This is a genomic window from Azospirillum aestuarii, from assembly GCF_016632405.1.
Lineage (GTDB): Bacteria > Pseudomonadota > Alphaproteobacteria > Azospirillales > Azospirillaceae > Azospirillum > Azospirillum aestuarii.
The window spans coordinates 23553-40764 of the sequence record NZ_JAEPIV010000005.1; the positions used below are offsets into that span (position 1 = coordinate 23553).

The following is a 17212-nucleotide window of genomic DNA, read 5'->3' on the forward strand; positions in this document are numbered from 1 at the left end:
CTGGTCGCTCGGCTGGCGGTTACTGGTCTTGCAGGGGAATCGGACGGTGGCCGAGCACGGTCAGGCCGTACCCCTCCAGCCCGATGATGGACTTCTTGCGGTTCGACAGCAGAACCATGTCGCGCACGCCCAGGTCCAGCAGGATCTGCGCGCCCACGCCATAATCCCGCAGGGCGGGAGTCGGGTTCTCGTGGCCTTCCAGCCGCGCTTTAACCGATTCCGTGAGGCTGTTCGCCATCGGCTCGCGCAGCAGGACGATGACGCCGCGGCCTTCCCGCGCGATCATCTCCATGGAGGCCTGTAGCTCGCCGTCGCGCGAGGCGCTCCTGTCGCCCAGCACGTCGTCCAGCACCGAGAGGGCGTGCATGCGCACCAGCACCGGCTCGTCGCCGGAGATGTCGCCGCGCACCAGCGCGATGTGCTCCGCGTAGGCCACCTTGTTCACGTAGACGTACATCTGGAAACGCCCGCCGAAGCGGCTGTCCAGCGTCGCCGCCAGCTTCTGCTCGACGATCGTCTCGGTGCGGCGGCGGTAGGCGATCAGGTCGGCGATGGTGCCCACCTTCAGCCCGTGGAACTGCGCGAACTTCACCAGATCCGGCAGGCGGGCCATGGTGCCGTCGTCGTTCATGATCTCGCAGATCACGCCCGCCGCGGTCATCCCGGCCATGCGGGCGATGTCCACCGAGGCTTCCGTGTGGCCGGCGCGGACCAGCACGCCGCCATCGCGGGCGAGCAGCGGGAAGACGTGGCCCGGCGTCACGATGGCGTCCGGCCCGGCCGTCGGATCGATGGCGACCTGGATGGTGCGGGCCCGGTCGGCGGCGGAGATGCCGGTGGTCACACCCTCGCGCGCCTCGATGGAGACGGTGAAGGCGGTCTGGTGGCGGGTGCCGTTCTGCTGCGCCATCAGCGGCAGGCGCAGCCGCTCGATGTGGTTCTGGTCCATGGCGAGGCAGATCAGGCCGCGCCCGTACTTGGCCATGAAGTTCACGGCCTCGGGAGTCGCGCACTGGGCCGGGATGACCAGATCGCCCTCGTTCTCGCGGTCCTCGTCATCGACGAGGATGAACATCTTGCCCTGGCGCGCCTCCTCGAGGATCTCCTCGGGGCGCGACAGATACTCGTGAAACTCGGACGTCATTCCTGCCCTGCCAGCCGCGCCACATACCGCGCGAGCATATCGATTTCCAGGTTCACCCGGTCCCCGGCCTTCAGCGCGCCGAAGGTGGTCGCATCCTGGGTGTGCGGGATGATGTTCACACCGAAGCGCGCACCATCGACCTCGTTCACCGTCAGCGACACGCCGTCCAGCGCCACCGACCCCTTCGGGGCGATGTATTTCGCCAGGGCGGCCGGCGCCTCGAAGGTGAAGCGCTTCGACTCGCCGTCGGCGCGGACCTCGACGACGGTGGCGACGCCGTCGACATGGCCGGACACGATGTGCCCGCCCAGCTCATCGCCGACCTTGAGCGCGCGCTCCAGATTGATGCGTGTGCCCTCGCTCCAGCCTCCCAGCGTCGTCTTCGACAGGGTCTCGGCGGACGCCTGGACGGCGAACCAGCCCGGCCCCTTCTCGACCACGGTCAGACAGACGCCGTTGTTGGCGATGGACGCGCCGATGGGAACCGTCTCCATAGCGAAGACGGTCTCGACGGTGAACCGGGTGTCGCCCTGCCGTTCCACGGCCCGAACGCGCCCAACATCGGTGATGATTCCGGTGAACATGGGCCGGCAATTTAGCAGGTTTTCAATCGTGTGAAAGATTCATCCGCACGGCGCGGCACGCAACGGACTGTTGCGCCGGGCACGGTGCCGGACGGCGCGGAATCGCGCACCGCTCAACCGCGGCGGACGTAGCTTTCCACGAGGTCTTCCCCAGCCTGCCGCAGGTCGGTCCGACGGAACAGCGCCATACGCTCCAAACCATCCACCCCGAAGGCGTGGACCGCCGGCAGCCCGTCGCCGCCCATGACGGAGGCGGCGCGGAACCATTCCAGCCGGTCCACCAGATTGGCGCGCAGCAACGAGGCCGCCAGCGTGGCCCCGCCCTCCACCAGCACGCGGGTCAGGCCGCGGTTGGCCAGCGCGGCGCCCGCCTCGACCAGATCCGGCAGGCCTGCGGCGTCGGCGGGCACGCGGATTACCTCGACTCCGCAATCCTGGAAGACGGCCAGACGGGCGGGGTCCGCATCCTCCCGCGTGACGACCCAGGTTGGCACGGCCTTCGCCCCGGCAACCAGCTTCCCGGTCAGCGGCAGGCGCAGCCGGCTGTCCACCACGACGCGCACGGGCGAACGATGGACCAGCCCCGGCAGGCGGCAGGTGAGTTCCGGGTCGTCGGCCAGAGCGGTGCGGATGCCGACCATGATCGCGTCGTGGGTGGCACGCAGCCGATGTCCCCAGGCCCGCGCCGTCGGCCCGGTGATCCATTGCGACTGGCCGGTGTGGGTGGCGATGCGCCCGTCCAGCGTCGTGGCGGCCTTCAGCGTGTAGAGCGGGCGGTTGTCCTGGATGCGCCGGAAGAAGCCCTCGTTGAGCGTCCAGGCCTCGTCCTCGCAGACTCCGGTGTCGACGGCGATCCCCGCGGCGCGCAGGCGCTCCAACCCGCCGCCGGCCACCCGAGGGTCAGGGTCGCCGCAGGCCACCACCACCCGCGCCACCCCGGCTTCGATCAAAGCCAGAGCGCAGGGCGGCGTTTTCCCGTAATGATTGCAGGGCTCCAGCGTCACATAGGCGGTAGCACCGCGCGCATCACCACCGGCGCGGGCCAGGGCCTCCGTCTCGGCGTGGGGCCGACCGCCCGGCTGGGTCCAGCCGCGCCCGACCACCACACCGTCGCGCACGATGACGCAGCCCACCGCCGGGTTCGGCCATGTGTTGCCGAGCCCGCGCGCCGCCAGAGCCAGGGCGGCCCGCATGTGGCGGAGGTCGTCGGGATGGGTGGGCTGGTTCGCCATGGACGCGCCTCCTCCCCATGGTCACATCCCCTCTCCCCTCTGGGGAGAGGTTAGGGTGAGGGGGTCCGGCAATATCGGAACGTCCGGCAAAAGCGCATCCCCCTCACCCCGATCCTCACCCCAGAGGAGAGAGGGAGATGAAGAAGCGCCGGATGCTCACCCGTTCTGGGCTTCGGGAGCGAGTTGCTCGACGAACTCGTTGAAGTCCGACGCCTCGCGGAAGTCCTTGTAGACCGAGGCGTAGCGGATGTAGGCGACCTGATCGAGCGTCTGGAGCGCCACCATGATCATCTCGCCGATCTGCTTCGACGGGATCTCGCTCTCGCCGGAGGATTCGAGCTGGCGCACCAGGCTGTTCACCACCCGGTCGATGCGGTCGGCGTCGATCGGGCGCTTGCGCAGGGCGATGCGCATGGAGCGCAGGAGCTTTTCGCGGTCGAAAGGCTCCCGCTGGCCGGTGCTCTTCACCACGGTCAGCTCACGGAGCTGAACGCGCTCGAAAGTGGTGAAGCGCGCGCTGCAACTGGGGCAGAACCGCCGCCTGCGGATCGCCGAGTTGTCCTCGGTCGGTCGCGAGTCCTTGACCTGGGTGTCCTCGTGTCCGCAGAACGGGCAGCGCATGTCCGGCCTTTCCCCTTAGTCGGTCTTGATGATTACAGGGTCGGGTAGATGGGGAAGCGGCGGCACAGCTCGCGCACCTCCTCCCGCACTTTCGCCTCGACCGCCGCGTTGTCGCCGGAGTTGCTGGCGGCCAGACCGTCCAGCGTCTCGACGATCAGGCGGCCGACCTGCTCGAACTCGGCCACGCCGAAGCCGCGGGTGGTGGCCGCCGGGCTGCCCAGACGGACGCCGGAGGTGATCATCGGCTTCTGCGGGTCGAACGGCACGCCGTTCTTGTTGCAGGTCATGCCGGCGTGCTCCAGGCTCGCCTCGGCGGCCTTGCCGGTCAGGTTCTTCGGGCGCAGGTCCACCAGCACGATGTGGCTGTCGGTGCCGCCGGACACGATGTCCAAGCCGCCCTCGATCAGCACCTTCGACAGGGCGCGGGCGTTGTCCAGGACGCTCTTGGCGTAGGCCTTGAACTCCGGACGCAGCGCCTCGGCGAAGGACACCGCCTTGGCGGCGATGACGTGCATCAGCGGGCCGCCCTGCAGGCCGGGGAAGACCGCCGAGTTGATCTTCTTGGCGATCTCCTCGTTGTTGGTCAGCACCATGCCGCCGCGCGGGCCGCGCAGCGTCTTGTGGGTGGTGGTGGTGACCACGTCGGCGTAGGGGAACGGGTTCGGGTAGACGCCGCCGGCGATCAGGCCGGCATAGTGGGCGATGTCCACCATGAAGTAGGCGCCGACCTCGTCCGCGATGGCGCGGAAGCGCTGATAGTCGAGGACGCGCGGGTAGGCCGAACCGCCGGCGATGATCAGCTTCGGCTTGTGCTCGCGGGCCAGACGCTCGACCTCGTCGAAGTCGATCAGGTGGTCGTCGCGGCGCACGCCGTACTGCACGGCCTTGAACCACTTGCCCGACAGGTTCGGGGCGGCGCCGTGGGTCAGGTGGCCGCCGGCCGCCAGTGACATGCCGAGGATGGTGTCGCCCGGCTGGAGCAGGGCGAGATTGACCGCCTGGTTGGCCTGCGACCCGGAGTTCGGCTGGACGTTGGCGAAACCGCAGCCGAACAGCTTGCAGGCGCGCTCGATCGCCAGCGTCTCGGCGACATCCACATACTCGCAACCGCCATAGTAGCGCCGGCCCGGATAGCCTTCGGCGTACTTGTTGGTCATGACCGAGCCCTGGGCCTCCAGCACCGCCTGGGAGACGATGTTTTCGGACGCGATCAGCTCGATCTGCTCCTGCTGGCGGACCAGCTCGTCGCGCACCGCGCGGGCCAGTTCGGGATCGGTCTCGGCGAGCGAGGCGGCGAAGAAGCGGCCGATCTCGGCGCGGGGGTCGGCGTTGGTCACGGTCATGGCAGGGCAGGTCCTTGGTTCAGAAAGCAGTCACGGGCCGGATGAAGGGCCGTCTCATCCCATCTTGGCGATTCGCCGGCTGTGCCGCTCACCGCCTTCGAAATCGGTCGTCAGGAAGGCGTCCACGCAGTCCTTCGCGATCTCCGCGCCGATGATGCGCGCGCCGAGCGCCACCACGTTCGCGTCGTTGTGCTGGCGCGCGAGGCGGGCGGTCGTCACGTCATGCACCAGGGCCGCACGGACGCCCGGATGGCGGTTCGCCGCGATGCTGATACCGATGCCGCTGCCGCAGATCAAGACGCCGCGCGCCGCGCGCTTGTCGTTGATGGCACCGGCCAGCGCCGTGGCGAAATCCGGATAGTCCACCGATTCCGGACCGTTGCAGCCGAGATCCAGCACCTCGTAGCCGTTGCCGGCCAGCCAGGAGGCGATCTGGGCCTTCATCTCGTAGCCCGCGTGATCGGACGCGATCGCGATGGTGGTCATGAAAGAAAAACTCCATGCACGAATACAAATGGCGCCGCCCCGGGGGAAACACCCGGCGAGGACGGCGGCACGGCGCGCAAGCTACCAGATATCGCTCCCAACTGCCAGAAGGACACAACGCACAGGGGCTTTGCGTTGGGCACAGAACCGCAAAAGAGCGGATGGCGGGTGTGGGCGCGGCGAAGGGGAGCCGATCCGCGATGCATGCCGAGAACAAATGTTTCTCTATTTCCCGCCCCCGTTGACGTTAACGGCCAGTAAGCAGATCGACCGATTCGGTCTCGCACCACGAATCGGTCAGTTGCGGTGCCCGATTCCCATGGTCTTGCCTAGCTTCCCCGCACTAGACGATGCCTAAACGTGGGGCAGTGCAGCCGCAGCCCGGCCATTTCCTGCGACATCTGATTTGCCGCGCCTTGTAACTTCATGCAGTTTTCAAATAACTTAATTCGCTCCTCTCGAAATTATATTGACACCCAAATCACGCTGTGCAACTTGGTTGCTAGGGACAAAATGAAAAATCAGGACTAATGGCAATGAGTGACCAGCTTCGCGCCGATGTGCCCGATAACGAGCTTCTGCGGATGACCGCGGACATCGTCTCCGCATATGTCAGCAAGAACGTTTTGCCGGCGCAGCAGATTCCCGAGGTGATCAACACGGTCTACTCGTCGCTGACCGGGCTGAACACGCAGCCCCGAGAAATTCCGTCGGAGCCTTTGAAGCCCGCCGTGCCGATCCGCAAGTCGGTGACGCCCGAATACATCGTGTGCCTGGAGGATGGCAAAAAGCTGAAGATGCTGAAGCGCCATCTGCGCTCCACCTACAATATGTCGCCGGACGAGTACCGGGCGCGCTGGAGCCTGCCGCCCGATTACCCGATGGTCGCGCCGAACTACGCTGCGCAGCGTTCCGAGTTCGCGAAGCGGATCGGCCTCGGCCGCAGCTCCGGCCGCCAGACCCGCCGCAAGGCCGGCTGAGAGCCAGCACCGTCCTGAATGAACAGGGCCGGCCTCCCGCGAGGGAAGCCGGCCCTGTGTCGTTTCGCCCTCATGCCTTATATCGGCCCTGAATCAGTCGGACCGTGACGCGGACGGGATTTGCCGAACCCGCCCCCGCCGCCCATCACCCACAGTTGCGGCCAGACAGTCGGCAGTTGAATCGTTCCACATTGCGGGTCAGTTCCTGCCCTGTGCTGGTGTTCTCCTCGTTCAGGCAGCGCAGGTAATCCATGGTCTTGTCCACATACTCCTTCACCTCGAACTGACAGGCGGCCATCTTGTCCGCGCTGACAAAGGTGGTGGTGTCGCCCATGCAGAGCGGAACGCCGGGCTTCGTGCAGATGATGGTGGTTTCCGACCGCGCCGCCGGGCTTTGCAGCGCCACGGCCAGCACCAGCAGCGTGGCCGCCGGTTTCAGGGTCTCTCTCAACAGCACGGGCATTCTCCGCAAGACCGTCACGCAACGCATGCGCTCGTCTCCCTCCGCATTCGGTCAGGACCGCCGCACTTGGAAAACAATGTCCGGAAAGCACGGCGGTCCGTTCGTTCGTGGAACGGTTTCTACAGGCGTTACATCCGATGCACCAGTGCCCACGGCGCGGCATAGGTCTAGAGTCGGAATTGAGCAGTTCACCCCCGGACCGGTTCCGCAGGTCCGGCACCGGGATGTCAGTGCTCACCATCAGCAGAAGCCAAGACTAGCCGCGCCCCCCGCCCCGCCGGGAGGGCGCGCTTCTTGGCGTCTGTGTTCGCAGAATCCGATCAGCGTTTGGCCGCGTCGCGCTTCATGACGAACTGGAGCTTGCTGATCGCGGTCCGTTTCAGCAGTTCCAGGCTGCCGGTGGCCGGTCCGACGACCGACACCTCCGTCGCGGTGACGGGATCGATGGCCATCACCTTCAGATAGCTGCCGACCCGCTGGAACTCGAACAGCACCTCGCCGAAACCGCTTCCCGTGCCGTTTCCAGCGGCCTGGCCTTTTCCAGGCGCCCGATTGCCCACCATCGCATTTTCTCCATCGCCGGCCTTCACCGGTCCCGTTACCACCTTAGCACAGCGCAACCGTCCCGGAACCCCGTCTGCCACGTCCTGTTGTTGGCGGACGACGCACACAGCAAGGGAGTACCGGCACCATGGCTGCCAAGACCATGCAGGATCTGCTGATCGAAGAACTCCGCGACATCTACCACGCCGAGAAGCAGCTCACCAAGGCGTTGCCGAAGCTGGCCAAGGCGGCGCATTCCGAGAAGCTCCGCGCGGCCTTCGAGTCCCACCTGGAGGAAACCCGCGGCCAGATCGAACGGCTTGAGCAAGTCTTCGAGGAGTTGGACACCCGCACCCGCGGCAAGCATTGCGACGCGATGGAGGGGCTGATCAGCGAGGCCCGCGAGATCATGGAAATGGGCCTCGCCCCGGAAGTGCAGGACGCCGCCCTGATCGCCGCCGCCCAGAAGGTGGAGCATTACGAAATCGCCAGCTACGGCACCGTCCACGCCTACGCCACCGCCTGCGGCCTCACCAAGGTGGCGGAACTGTTGGAGCAGACTCTGAACGAAGAGAAGGAAACCGACAAGAAGCTGAACATCCTGGCAATCAACGACGTGAACAAAAAAGCGATCCAGGCCAGCGGGCAGAAGGCGGCCTGACGACGGCACGCCATGTCATAAGCCGAATCTCTTGTTACAGAGGGCGCCATTGAAGATCGAAGGGTGACCCCCTACTATCGGGGCCATCCAATCGATTTTTCCGGTGCCCGTCCATGCGCAGGGTCGCATTCGTCCTCGGTACCCTTCTGATCGCCGCCACCCTTGCCGGTTCGGGCACGGTGGCCCAAGCGGCGGAAGGGCCAGCGGCCCTGCCGCCCTCCGTCCGCATCAAGCCGGTGATGGTCCCCATCGTCACCCGCGGGCAGGTGGAGCGCTACACCCAGATCGAGGTGATGCTGGAGGTGGCCAACGCCACCCGGCTCGGTGAAGTCCAGGTCGCCATCCCGCGTCTGCACGACGCCACGCTGCGCGCGGTCTATCTGGGAATCGAAGAGGGATGGATCGTGCGCGGCAACATCGCCAACATGCCCGCCCTGCGGCGCAAGATCGACGAGGAGAGCGTCAAGCTGTTCGGCAAGGACGTCGTCAGCCGCATCCTCATCACCCCGCTGTCCCGGCAATCCTCCTTCCCCTGACACGCCCCCCTCTTCCGGCGGTTGCCTCATCGGCCACTTCGCGGCAGCATGGCCGCCTGACCGGTAAGGAAACGCGAGAATGGCCGTGGTTTATGTGGCGCGCAGCGCCGCGCTGACGAAATGGGCGTCCGACGTCGGACAGGGGAAGCACATCTTCAAACTGGGTGTGGCCGCCGACATGGACGAGACCAAGGCCGTCATCGATGCCGGCTGGGCGGGCGAGCGCGACTGGCGCCTGATCCACAGCCAGGAGGTGCCGGACCTTGAGGAAGCGGCGGTGGTCGAGCGCCTGTTGCGCAAGGAAAAGGTCATCGATCCGACTTATTACCCGAAGCTCAAGGGTGCCTCGGGCGTCTTTCGCATCACCTTGACCAACGTGCAGAACAGCCTTCTGGTCGCCAAGGCCATGTCCGCTGACGAGCCGCTCACCGACGTCAAGGTGAAGCCGAAGGACATCGGGGAGTACATGATCCGCAACGCCCTGCCCTCCCCGTCATGAGCGCGCCCCCGCCGCTCTACACCATTGGTTACGAAGGCGCCTCTTTCGACTCCGTTCTGCGCGCGCTGAAGGCGCGGGGCGTCGGAGTGCTGCTGGACGTGCGCGAGTTGCCCTTGTCCCGCCGCGCCGGATTCTCCAAGAGGCCGCTGTCCGCGGGGTTGGAGGAGGCCGGGATCGGCTACGTCCATCTGAAGGGGCTGGGCACGCCGAAGGAGGGCCGCGTCGCCGCCCACCAGGGCGACATGGACCGGTTCTGGTCGATCGTTGAAGCGAAGATGCAGACTCCGGAAGCCGAGCACGACCTGAGTCGCGCCGCCGCCCTGGCGCGGGAACGCCCGGCCTGCCTGCTCTGCTTCGAGGCGTCGCCGCATCTCTGCCACCGGCTTCGCGTCGGCGAGCGTCTTCACAGCCGTTTCGGCTTCACGGTGGAGCATCTGGCTCCGGCCGAACCTTCCTTTTAAGGGCTGACATGCACTCCCGTTGGTACCGCTTCGCCGATCTGTCCGCCGGCACCTTTCATGACATGCTCCACCTCCGCCAGAGCGTTCTGGTGGTGGAGCAGGCATCGCCTTTTCCCGATTTGGACGGGCGCGACCCGGCCGCGCAGCATCTGGCTCTTTACGACGACGGCGCGCCGACACCGGTCGGCTATGCCCGCGTCTTCGGCCCCGATCCGGAAACCGGCGCCACCTCCTTCGGGCGGTTGGCGGTCGCTCCGGCATGGCGCGGCAAGGCGCTGGGACGTCGGCTGGTCGCCGAATGCCTGGAACGGCTGGCCAAGGACTGGCCGGAGTCCGACGTGCAGATCAGCGCGCAGCTTTACTTGGAGAGCTTCTACGGCGGCTTCGGCTTCCGGCGCGTCAGCGACATTTACGACGATGTCGGCATCGACCACATCGACATGCGGCTGAGCCGATAGATTGGAAAACGGTCACCACAGAGTCTCAGAGACACAGAGAGATGTTGACTCTGTGCCTCCGTGTCTCTGTGATTAAAATCATCACTTCTTGGCGTCGGCCAGGATGTCGCCGGCTTCCTTGCGGATGACGTTCAGGTTCTTGAGCAGGATCGCCAGCGCCTGATCGTAGTTGAAGGCCTCCGCCGACTCGTCCGGGATGTCGGTGTCGTCGGCGGCGACAGAGACTTTGGCCTTCTTCTTCACGGTCGAGAAATACTCGCCGCCGGTCTTCTCGAACCCCTTGATCGCCTTTTGCAGAGCGTCCACGTCGTTGGCCCGCGTGGCGGCGTCCAGCGCCTTCGTCGCCTTTTCCAGCCCGCTCGACGCCCGGAAGGCGAGCAGGAAGCCTTCGGCGGGCTTCTTCTTGCCGGTCAGCGCCTCGAACATCTTCTTGGCGGCGGTCCAGTCGGCGAAGAAGGTGGTGGCGGGCATCTCCTTGGCGCTGCCCGCCTTCTCCAGCTTCTTCAGGGCGGACAGGCTTTCCAGCTGGGCCATCTGCTCGACGTTCATGGTGCCGCCCAGCATGTCGGCCGCCACTTCGACGGCGCCCTCGTTCTTCGCCTTCTGCGCCTTCACGATGACCGCGCTGAGCTTCGCCCGGAAGATCTTGGTCGCCTGGAGCAGGTCGGCCAGCGCCTCGCGCAGCGCCTTGGCGTCCACGGCCTTGTAGGCCTTGTCCCAGGCCGCAGCGGCCTTCTCCACGTCGCCGGACTTCTTCACCACGGCCAAGGCATCGCCCGAATTGGGGATCTTCTTCGCCTCGGCCTCGCACTTCGCCTTGTGTTTCTTGAACTCGGGAGCGGCGGCGAACGGCATGGTCGGGTCTCCGGCTTGATATCTTCCACCCCGCTCGACCGCAGCGAACGGTTGCAGAAGACTAAGCACCATCCCGCCGGCGTCAACGCCGACCCGGTTCAAAATGGAAGAAGCGCTCCGTCGGAGCGGGTCACCCCACGACCATCGCCTGAAGCGTCTCCAGCCGGTCGGCCTCCGCCGCCGGCTTGTCCCAGCGGATGCGGTGGACGCGCGGGAAGCGCATCGCCAGCCCGCTCTTGTGCCGGTTCGACGGGTGCACGCTGTCGAAGGCGACCTCCAGCACCAACCCCGGCTCGACCTCCCGCACCGGGCCGTAGCGGCGGGTGGTGCGGTTGCGCACCCAACGATCGAGTTCCACCAGTTCCGCGTCGGTGAAGCCGAAATAGGCCTTGCCGACCGGCACCAGCTCCTCGCCGCGCCAGATGCCGAAGGTGAAATCCGAGTAATAGCTGGACCGCTTGCCGTGTCCGCGCTGGGCGTACATCAGCACGGTGTCGAGCGTCAGCGCCCCGCGTTTCCACTTGAACCAGGGACCCTTGGGACGCCCGGCGACGTAGACGCTGTCCTTGCGCTTCAGCATCAGCCCTTCGATGCTGTTCTCCCGGCTGCCCTCCCGCAGCCCTTTCAGCGCCTCCCAGCCCTCGAACGGCACCAGGGGCGACAGGTCCATCCGCCGGGGCCGCACCGCGTCGTGCCATCGCTCCAGCCGGGCGCGGCGCTCGGTGAGGGGCAGGCCGCGCAGATCTTCCTCGCCGTCGAACAGGATGTCGTAGAGCCGCACCCAGGCGGGAAACTCCTTGAGCATCGCCGCGGTGACCGTCTTGCGGTTCAGCCGCTGCTGGAGGTCGTTGAAGGGCGCGATCTGCCCCTCGTCGCGGGCGACCAGCAACTCGCCGTCGAGAACGGCGTCGAAGGTCATGTGGTCCGCGATGTCCGGAAAGGCGCCGGACACATCGTCGCCGGTGCGGCTGTAGATGCGCCGCTCGCCGCCACGCGCCGCCAACTGCACGCGGATGCCGTCCCATTTCCATTCCACGCTGTAGGCGGCCGGATCGAGGGCTGCCATGTCCTCCTCTTCCAAGGGATGGGAAAGCATCAGTGGGCGGAAGCCGGCACCCTTCCCCGCCGCCGGACGGTCGGACTTCCCTTCCAGCCAGGCAAAGAGGTCCGCATAGGGCGGGGACAGTCCGTGCCAGCATTCCTCAAGGTCACCGAGATCGACCTTTCCCCACTCCGCCAGCGCCGTCTTGGCCAGCCGCGCCGACACGCCCACCCGCAGGCTGCCGGTGATGAGCTTCAGCAGCGCGAAGCGGCCCGAGGAGTCCAGCGTGTCGAGCCAGCCCTCCACCAGCCCCATCACCTGCCCACGCTTGGCCGCGCGCAGCGTCTCCACCACCTCGGTCATGGAAGGCGGCAGGCTGTTTGCCCGCTCGGGGCGCTCCGGCCAGATCAGGGCAACCGTCTCGGCGAGATCGCCCACATAGTCGTAGGACAGGGCGAACAGGTCCGGGTCGACGCGGGTGGCGACCAGTTGCCGGATGGCCGCCGGCTTGGCCTCGTGGAAGACCAGCGATTCCGTCAGGGCCGCCAGCGCCCAGCCGCGGTCGGGGTCGGGCGTGGTGGCGAAGAAGTCGGCCAGCAGGCGGATCTTGCCATTGCGCGCCGGCATGAAGACCAGCCCGTCGATCAGCGAGGAGAAGTTCCTCACGCCCCTTCCTCCTCCTCGAAGCCGACCATGGCCAGGGCGCGGGCGCGGATGCCGCGCTGGGTCGCGTGGTGGACCAGCGCCTCCTCCCGGCCATGGGTCACCCAGACCTCGGGTGCCGCGACCTCGTCGAGCGTCTGGGTCAACTCGTCCCAATCGGCGTGGTCGGAGATGACCAGCGGCAGTTCGACGCCGCGCTGGCGCGCCCGCTGCCGCACCCGCATCCAGCCGGAGGCCATCGCCACCACCGGATCGGTCAGCCGCCGCGCCCAGCGGTCGGCCACCGCGCCGGGCGGGGCCAGCACCAGGGCGCCCTTCAACTCCTCCTTGGCCGCGACGGTGGCCGGGCGAAGCTCGCCCAGAGGCACGCCGAAGCCCTCGTAGAGTTTGCAGATCGGCTCCAGCGCGCCGTGCAGATAAATCGGCCGATCATAACCGGCGGCGCGCAGCAGGGAGATCACCCGCTGGCATTTGCCCAGTGCATAGGCCCCGACGACATGGCTGCGCTCCGGAAAGATCGACAACGAGTGCAGCAGCTTGTCGATCTCCCCCAGGTCGGGCGGGTGGCGGAAGACCGGCAGGCCGAAGGTCGCCTCGGTGATGAAGACGTCGCAGGGCACCGGCTCGAACGGGGCGCAGGTGCGGTCGAAGCGCCGCTTGTAGTCGCCGGACACCACCACCCGCGTTCCCGCGTGCTCCAGCACCACCTGCGCGCTGCCCAGCACATGGCCGGCGGGGACCAGACGCACCGTCACGTCGCCGATGCGGATCGCCTCGCCGTAGTCGAGCGTCTGCGTCGCCGCCCCCGCCCCCTCGCCCAGCCGTTGCCGCATGATGGCGAGCGTTCCGGCGGTGGCGAGCACATGGGCGTGACCGGGCCGGGCGTGGTCGGAATGGCCGTGGGTGACGACCGCGCGCTCCACCGGGCGCAACGGGTCCACGTAGAAGCCGCCGGGCTCGACATAGAGTCCCTCGGGGCAGACCTTCATCCAGCGTTCGGCGGGGGGACGGGAGGGGCTTTGTGCAGGCATGCCCTGCAATATAGGCCGTCCTCGCGAAAGGACAAAATTCCGATTCCCCCGGTTGCGCCGGCGCGAACCACAGCGCAGGATGCGGAAGAACGAGGGAGCCTCCGACCATGCACGACCGCCTGTCCCCGACGCCCGAGGTCGCCGCCGCCCTGGCCGAGGGCCGCCCCGTGGTGGCGCTGGAGTCCACCGTCATCTCCCACGGCATGCCCTTCCCGAAGAATCTGGAAACAGCGACGGCGCTGGAGGACGCGGTGCGGGCCGAAGGGGCGGTTCCCGCGACCATCGCCGTCCTGGACGGGCGAATCCGCGTCGGGTTGGACGGCGACGCGCTCGAACGGCTCGCCAGGGGCGGCACCAGCGTCATGAAGCTGAGCCGCCGCGACCTGCCCGTCGCTCTGGCGACCGGAGCGCTGGGTGCCACCACCGTGGCCGCCACGATGATCGCAGCAAGGCTGGCCGGGATCGCCGTCTTCGCCACCGGCGGCTTGGGCGGGGTGCACCGCGGCGCCGAAACCAGTTTCGACGTGTCGGCGGATCTCGACGAGCTGGCCCGCACCAGCGTCTGCGTCGTGTGCGCGGGTGCAAAATCGATTCTCGACCTGCCGAAGACGCTGGAGGTGCTGGAAACCCGCGGCGTTCCCGTCCTGGGGCTGGGCACCGATGCGTTTCCGGCCTTCTACAGCCGCAACTCTGGTCTGCCCGTATCTCATCGCTGTGACAACGTGCACGAGGTCGCGGCCATCCTGCGGACCAAATGGGAGCTTGGGCTGGAGGGTGGCGTGGTCCTTGCCAACCCCATTCCGGAGGCCGACGCGCTCGACGGTGCCGCCATGGAACAGGCCATCGCGCGGGCGCTAAGGGATGCCGAACATCATGGAATCACGGGAAAATCCGTCACGCCTTTTCTGCTGTCGGCGCTGGAGCGGATCACCGGCGGGCGCAGCCTGACCGCGAACATGGCGCTGATCCGCCACAACGCCGTCACCGCGGCGCGGCTGGCGGCGGCTTACGCGGCGCTGGCGGCATGATTGGTCATACGCCATTACGCATAAGAGGTAAGCCATCCGTGTCGTCGGGATTTAAGTCCCCGTTAACCGAAGCCGGGTGAATCTGCGCTCGTTCTTCAGCGGAGGTCTCTATGCGTGCGCCCAGCCCGTCGAACCTGGTTTCCCGGATGATCGCCATGGCCGCCCAGCCCGACGAGGGCATCGGCGAGCCCGACAACCGTCCGGCTGCGCGGGTCAAGAAGATCGTCTGGGCCTCCCAGGCGGCGAAACTGCGAAGCTCCCTCTCCTCCCGCCTCGTCCACGAGATCGAATGCGCGGTGTCCGCCGACCTCGACAGCATGGAACTGCCGGAGGTGTTCTTCACCTCCGTCGAGTTCGCGGGCCGCGTCATCACCTGCGACCTGGACGCCTCGGGCACCGCCTCGATCTTCGGCCTGATCGACATCAGCGACTATGACGAGCTGGTGGAAGAGGCCGGCGACGACGCGCTGTTCGGCGTCGATTGGGACGGCGTCTACGTCACCCCGGCGCGCACCCGCCACTGAGGCTTTCCGCCCGATCCAAAGAAAAAGCCGCGGGACCCGGACGCACGCCGGGACCCGCGGCTTTTTGCATTGGCGCCCTCAGCCCAGCGCGCGGGCGAGGATGATGTCGAGATTCTTCAGCATCTCCGGGTCGCGCTTGTCCGGCGCGGTCATGATCGCGTGGTCGAGCGCGGTGTGGCAACCCTGGGTGCACAGCCCGTCGCGCACCTGGAGCTTCGGCGCGAGCGTCTTGACGAGCGACCGGGCCTTGTCGGCGTTGGCGACGACCACCCGGATGACGGCGTCCACGGTGACGTGGTCATGCTCCGGATGCCAGCAGTCGAAGTCGGTGACCATGGCGACGGTCGCGTAGCACATCTCCGCCTCGCGGGCGAGCTTGGCCTCCGGCATGTTGGTCATGCCGATAACGTCGCAGCCCCAGCTCCGGTACAGCTCGGATTCGGCCTTGGTCGAGAATTGCGGGCCTTCCATGACCATGTAAGTGCCGCGGCGCTGGTGCGGGACCTTCAATTCCACCAGCGCCTCCTCGATCAGGTCGCCCAGCCGCCCGCAGACCGGATGACCCAGCGCCACATGCGCCACCAGACCGGTGCCGAAGAAGCTCTTGTTGCGGGCGAAGGTGCGGTCGATGAACTGGTCGATCACCACGAAGGTGCCCGGCGGCAAGTGTTCCTTCAGCGAGCCGACGGCGGAAACCGACAGGATCTCGGTCACGCCCAGCGCCTTCAGCGCGTGGATGTTGGCGCGGAAGTTCAGCTCGGACGGCGGGATGCGGTGGCCGCGGCCATGGCGCGGCAGGAAGACCAGCTTCTGGCCGTTCAGCTCGCCCGTCAGCAGCTCGTCCGACGGGTCGCCGAAGGGCGTTTCCACCTTCACCCAACGCTGGTTCTCCAGCCCGTCGATGTCGTAGACGCCGCTGCCGCCGATGACGCCGAGCACCGGCGCGGACCCGGTTTCCGCCATAGTCACATGCCTCCGTCAATGGGAGGGCGCAGTATTCCGCCCCGGCCTCGCAAAGGCAACGGTCACGGCGGCAAGGGTCACAAGGTGCGCAGCAGAACCACGACCAGGGTCAGATAAACGGCGGCCTTCGCCGCGGTGCCGAGGCGTGCGACGCTCCACAGCGCCACGCCGGGACGGCGGAACAGGGCGACCAGCGCCATCCCCGCGCCGAACCCGCCGAGATGGGCCGCCCAGGCCACGTCGCCCATAGCGGAGTCCGGAGCCGGCGGCATCAGCGTCATCGCCACATTGATCGCCAGGAAACTGCCCACCACGAAGGAGGCGGGAACGCGCGGCCCCGGCGTCACGCCGAGCGTCGCCTGCGGGTGCAGCAGCAGAAAGGCCCCCATCACCCCGCAGATCGCCCCGCTCGCCCCGACCAGGGGCGCCATGAGATCGACGGCCAAGGCCCCCTCCACCACGGCCCCAGCCACGGCGCACAGCAGGAAGAACAGCAGGTAGCGCAGGCTGCCCATCGCCAGCTCGACAGCACCACCGAAGGCCCAGAGCGCCAGCATGTTGCTGACCAGATGCACGATGTCGCTGTGGATCAGGACATGGCCGAACAGCCCGCGCCACACCGCCCAGGTCGGCAGCGGCCCGGCCGTCTCCACCGTTCCGAAGAAGTAGGCGGGGACGAAGGCGAGGGTTTCCGGCGGCACGCCCAGCACGAAGGCCAGCGTGCAGGCCATGACGATGCCCTGATTGACGTAGGGAATCCTTCTGGCAGCGCGCACCGCTCCCCCTTCGCCGATGACCGGAGCCTTGGCGACCCGGCCTTCATCCTTGCTCGATATGGGGGCTCTTGTGCCGATGACCAGCGTCAAACCGGCACCAGGAGAGCTGCGGTTGCATCACTGAAAGGACAATCAACTTTCCCGTTGACGCAAGGCGTGCATTCCTATGGATGTAACGCGTCGGCGGCATGCCTGCCGTCCGGCAATCCGAAAGGAGGTGACGCGCTTGAGACGTTTCCTGAAGTGTTTCAGACGCTTCTGGTTCCGGTTGAAGATCGAGTTGGAATGCGGCTTCAACAAAAAACCCGGAAAGCTGATG

21 protein-coding genes are annotated in these 17212 nt (G+C 66.9%); 8 read left to right on the top strand and 13 right to left on the bottom strand.

The genetic code is table 11. The features are described from left to right. Nucleotides 1-19: 19 nt before the first annotated feature. From ribB to rpiB, 6 genes are all read right to left on the bottom strand, one after another. Nucleotides 20-1144 carry a 3,4-dihydroxy-2-butanone-4-phosphate synthase gene (gene ribB / locus JJL56_RS12525; RefSeq protein WP_145625936.1) on the bottom strand — a complete coding sequence of 375 codons (1125 nt, stop codon included), beginning with the start codon at nt 1142-1144 and terminating at the stop codon, nt 20-22. Further along, the gene (locus tag JJL56_RS12530) at nt 1141-1728 is read right to left on the bottom strand and encodes a riboflavin synthase (RefSeq protein WP_145625937.1); all 588 of its coding nucleotides are present in this window, start codon (nt 1726-1728) and stop codon (nt 1141-1143) included. The genes ribB and JJL56_RS12530 overlap by 4 nt, the downstream gene beginning before the upstream one ends. 113 nt (nt 1729-1841) lie before the next feature. Continuing rightward, nucleotides 1842-2960 (bottom strand): bifunctional diaminohydroxyphosphoribosylaminopyrimidine deaminase/5-amino-6-(5-phosphoribosylamino)uracil reductase RibD, encoded by a 1119-nt coding sequence (gene ribD / locus JJL56_RS12535; RefSeq protein ID WP_200485299.1) that lies wholly within the window; start codon nt 2958-2960, stop codon nt 1842-1844. A gap of 156 nt (nt 2961-3116) precedes the next feature. After that, on the bottom strand, nt 3117-3581 hold the full coding sequence (gene nrdR / locus JJL56_RS12540; RefSeq protein ID WP_014240731.1) for a transcriptional regulator NrdR: 465 nt from the start codon (nt 3579-3581) through the stop codon (nt 3117-3119). A gap of 32 nt (nt 3582-3613) precedes the next feature. Then, a complete protein-coding gene (gene glyA, locus JJL56_RS12545; protein WP_200485300.1) occupies nt 3614-4924 on the bottom strand; it encodes a serine hydroxymethyltransferase in 1311 nt (436 codons plus the stop codon). Between the two features lie 54 nt (nt 4925-4978). Beyond that, nucleotides 4979-5410 carry a ribose 5-phosphate isomerase B gene (gene rpiB / locus JJL56_RS12550; protein WP_145625940.1) on the bottom strand — a complete coding sequence of 144 codons (432 nt, stop codon included), beginning with the start codon at nt 5408-5410 and terminating at the stop codon, nt 4979-4981. 536 nt (nt 5411-5946) lie between these two features. Between rpiB and JJL56_RS12555 the strand changes: the two genes are divergently transcribed. Beyond that, the gene (locus tag JJL56_RS12555; RefSeq protein ID WP_014240726.1) at nt 5947-6390 is read left to right on the top strand and encodes a Ros/MucR family transcriptional regulator; all 444 of its coding nucleotides are present in this window, start codon (nt 5947-5949) and stop codon (nt 6388-6390) included. Between the two features lie 145 nt (nt 6391-6535). On the opposite strand, the gene JJL56_RS12560 is transcribed toward JJL56_RS12555, so the two are convergent. Together JJL56_RS12560 and JJL56_RS12565 are read right to left on the bottom strand one after the other, a co-directional pair. Beyond that, nucleotides 6536-6847: a hypothetical protein gene (locus JJL56_RS12560; RefSeq protein ID WP_200485301.1), complete on the bottom strand. Its 312-nt coding sequence runs from the start codon at nt 6845-6847 to the stop codon at nt 6536-6538. A gap of 326 nt (nt 6848-7173) precedes the next feature. Beyond that, the gene (locus JJL56_RS12565; RefSeq protein ID WP_200485302.1) at nt 7174-7416 is read right to left on the bottom strand and encodes a DUF6898 family protein; all 243 of its coding nucleotides are present in this window, start codon (nt 7414-7416) and stop codon (nt 7174-7176) included. A gap of 128 nt (nt 7417-7544) precedes the next feature. Between JJL56_RS12565 and JJL56_RS12570 the strand changes: the two genes are divergently transcribed. The 5 genes from JJL56_RS12570 (at nt 7545) to JJL56_RS12590 (ending at nt 10011) form a co-directional block, all read left to right on the top strand. Next, nucleotides 7545-8057 (top strand): YciE/YciF ferroxidase family protein, encoded by a 513-nt coding sequence (locus JJL56_RS12570; protein ID WP_145625942.1) that lies wholly within the window; start codon nt 7545-7547, stop codon nt 8055-8057. A gap of 113 nt (nt 8058-8170) precedes the next feature. Continuing rightward, the gene (locus JJL56_RS12575; protein ID WP_200485303.1) at nt 8171-8593 is read left to right on the top strand and encodes a hypothetical protein; all 423 of its coding nucleotides are present in this window, start codon (nt 8171-8173) and stop codon (nt 8591-8593) included. A gap of 79 nt (nt 8594-8672) precedes the next feature. After that, nucleotides 8673-9092, top strand: coding sequence for a hypothetical protein (locus JJL56_RS12580; protein ID WP_200485304.1), 420 nt, complete (start codon nt 8673-8675; stop codon nt 9090-9092). Continuing rightward, complete coding sequence (locus JJL56_RS12585) at nt 9089-9553, top strand: DUF488 domain-containing protein (protein ID WP_200485305.1); 465 nt, start codon at nt 9089-9091, stop codon at nt 9551-9553. Before JJL56_RS12580 ends, JJL56_RS12585 begins: the two co-directional genes overlap by 4 nt. Before the next feature lie 8 nt (nt 9554-9561). Then, nucleotides 9562-10011, top strand: a complete 450-nt coding sequence (locus tag JJL56_RS12590) for a GNAT family N-acetyltransferase (RefSeq protein WP_145625946.1) — start codon at nt 9562-9564, stop codon at nt 10009-10011. Between the two features lie 81 nt (nt 10012-10092). Here the strand turns inward: JJL56_RS12590 and JJL56_RS12595 are convergent, their stop codons facing one another. The 3 genes from JJL56_RS12595 to JJL56_RS12605 all read right to left on the bottom strand — a co-directional run bounded on the left by JJL56_RS12595 (nt 10093) and on the right by JJL56_RS12605 (nt 13560). Continuing rightward, nucleotides 10093-10866 (bottom strand): hypothetical protein, encoded by a 774-nt coding sequence (locus JJL56_RS12595; protein WP_200485306.1) that lies wholly within the window; start codon nt 10864-10866, stop codon nt 10093-10095. 130 nt (nt 10867-10996) lie between these two features. Next, the gene (locus JJL56_RS12600) at nt 10997-12574 is read right to left on the bottom strand and encodes a cisplatin damage response ATP-dependent DNA ligase (RefSeq protein WP_200485307.1); all 1578 of its coding nucleotides are present in this window, start codon (nt 12572-12574) and stop codon (nt 10997-10999) included. Beyond that, nucleotides 12571-13560 (bottom strand): ligase-associated DNA damage response exonuclease, encoded by a 990-nt coding sequence (locus tag JJL56_RS12605; RefSeq protein WP_145625949.1) that lies wholly within the window; start codon nt 13558-13560, stop codon nt 12571-12573. The genes JJL56_RS12600 and JJL56_RS12605 overlap by 4 nt, the downstream gene beginning before the upstream one ends. Before the next feature lie 149 nt (nt 13561-13709). Between JJL56_RS12605 and JJL56_RS12610 the strand changes: the two genes are divergently transcribed. Together JJL56_RS12610 and JJL56_RS12615 are read left to right on the top strand one after the other, a co-directional pair. Then, nucleotides 13710-14630: a pseudouridine-5'-phosphate glycosidase gene (locus tag JJL56_RS12610; RefSeq protein ID WP_200485308.1), complete on the top strand. Its 921-nt coding sequence runs from the start codon at nt 13710-13712 to the stop codon at nt 14628-14630. Nucleotides 14631-14740: 110 nt separating this feature from the next. Next, on the top strand, nt 14741-15154 hold the full coding sequence (locus JJL56_RS12615) for a hypothetical protein (RefSeq protein WP_145625951.1): 414 nt from the start codon (nt 14741-14743) through the stop codon (nt 15152-15154). 78 nt (nt 15155-15232) lie between these two features. On the opposite strand, the gene JJL56_RS12620 is transcribed toward JJL56_RS12615, so the two are convergent. Together JJL56_RS12620 and JJL56_RS12625 are read right to left on the bottom strand one after the other, a co-directional pair. Continuing rightward, a complete protein-coding gene (locus JJL56_RS12620) occupies nt 15233-16117 on the bottom strand; it encodes an S-methyl-5'-thioadenosine phosphorylase (RefSeq protein ID WP_145625952.1) in 885 nt (294 codons plus the stop codon). A 77-nt stretch (nt 16118-16194) separates the two neighbouring features. Further along, a complete protein-coding gene (locus tag JJL56_RS12625) occupies nt 16195-16893 on the bottom strand; it encodes a rhomboid family intramembrane serine protease (RefSeq protein ID WP_145625953.1) in 699 nt (232 codons plus the stop codon). Nucleotides 16894-17212: the final 319 nt, after the last annotated feature.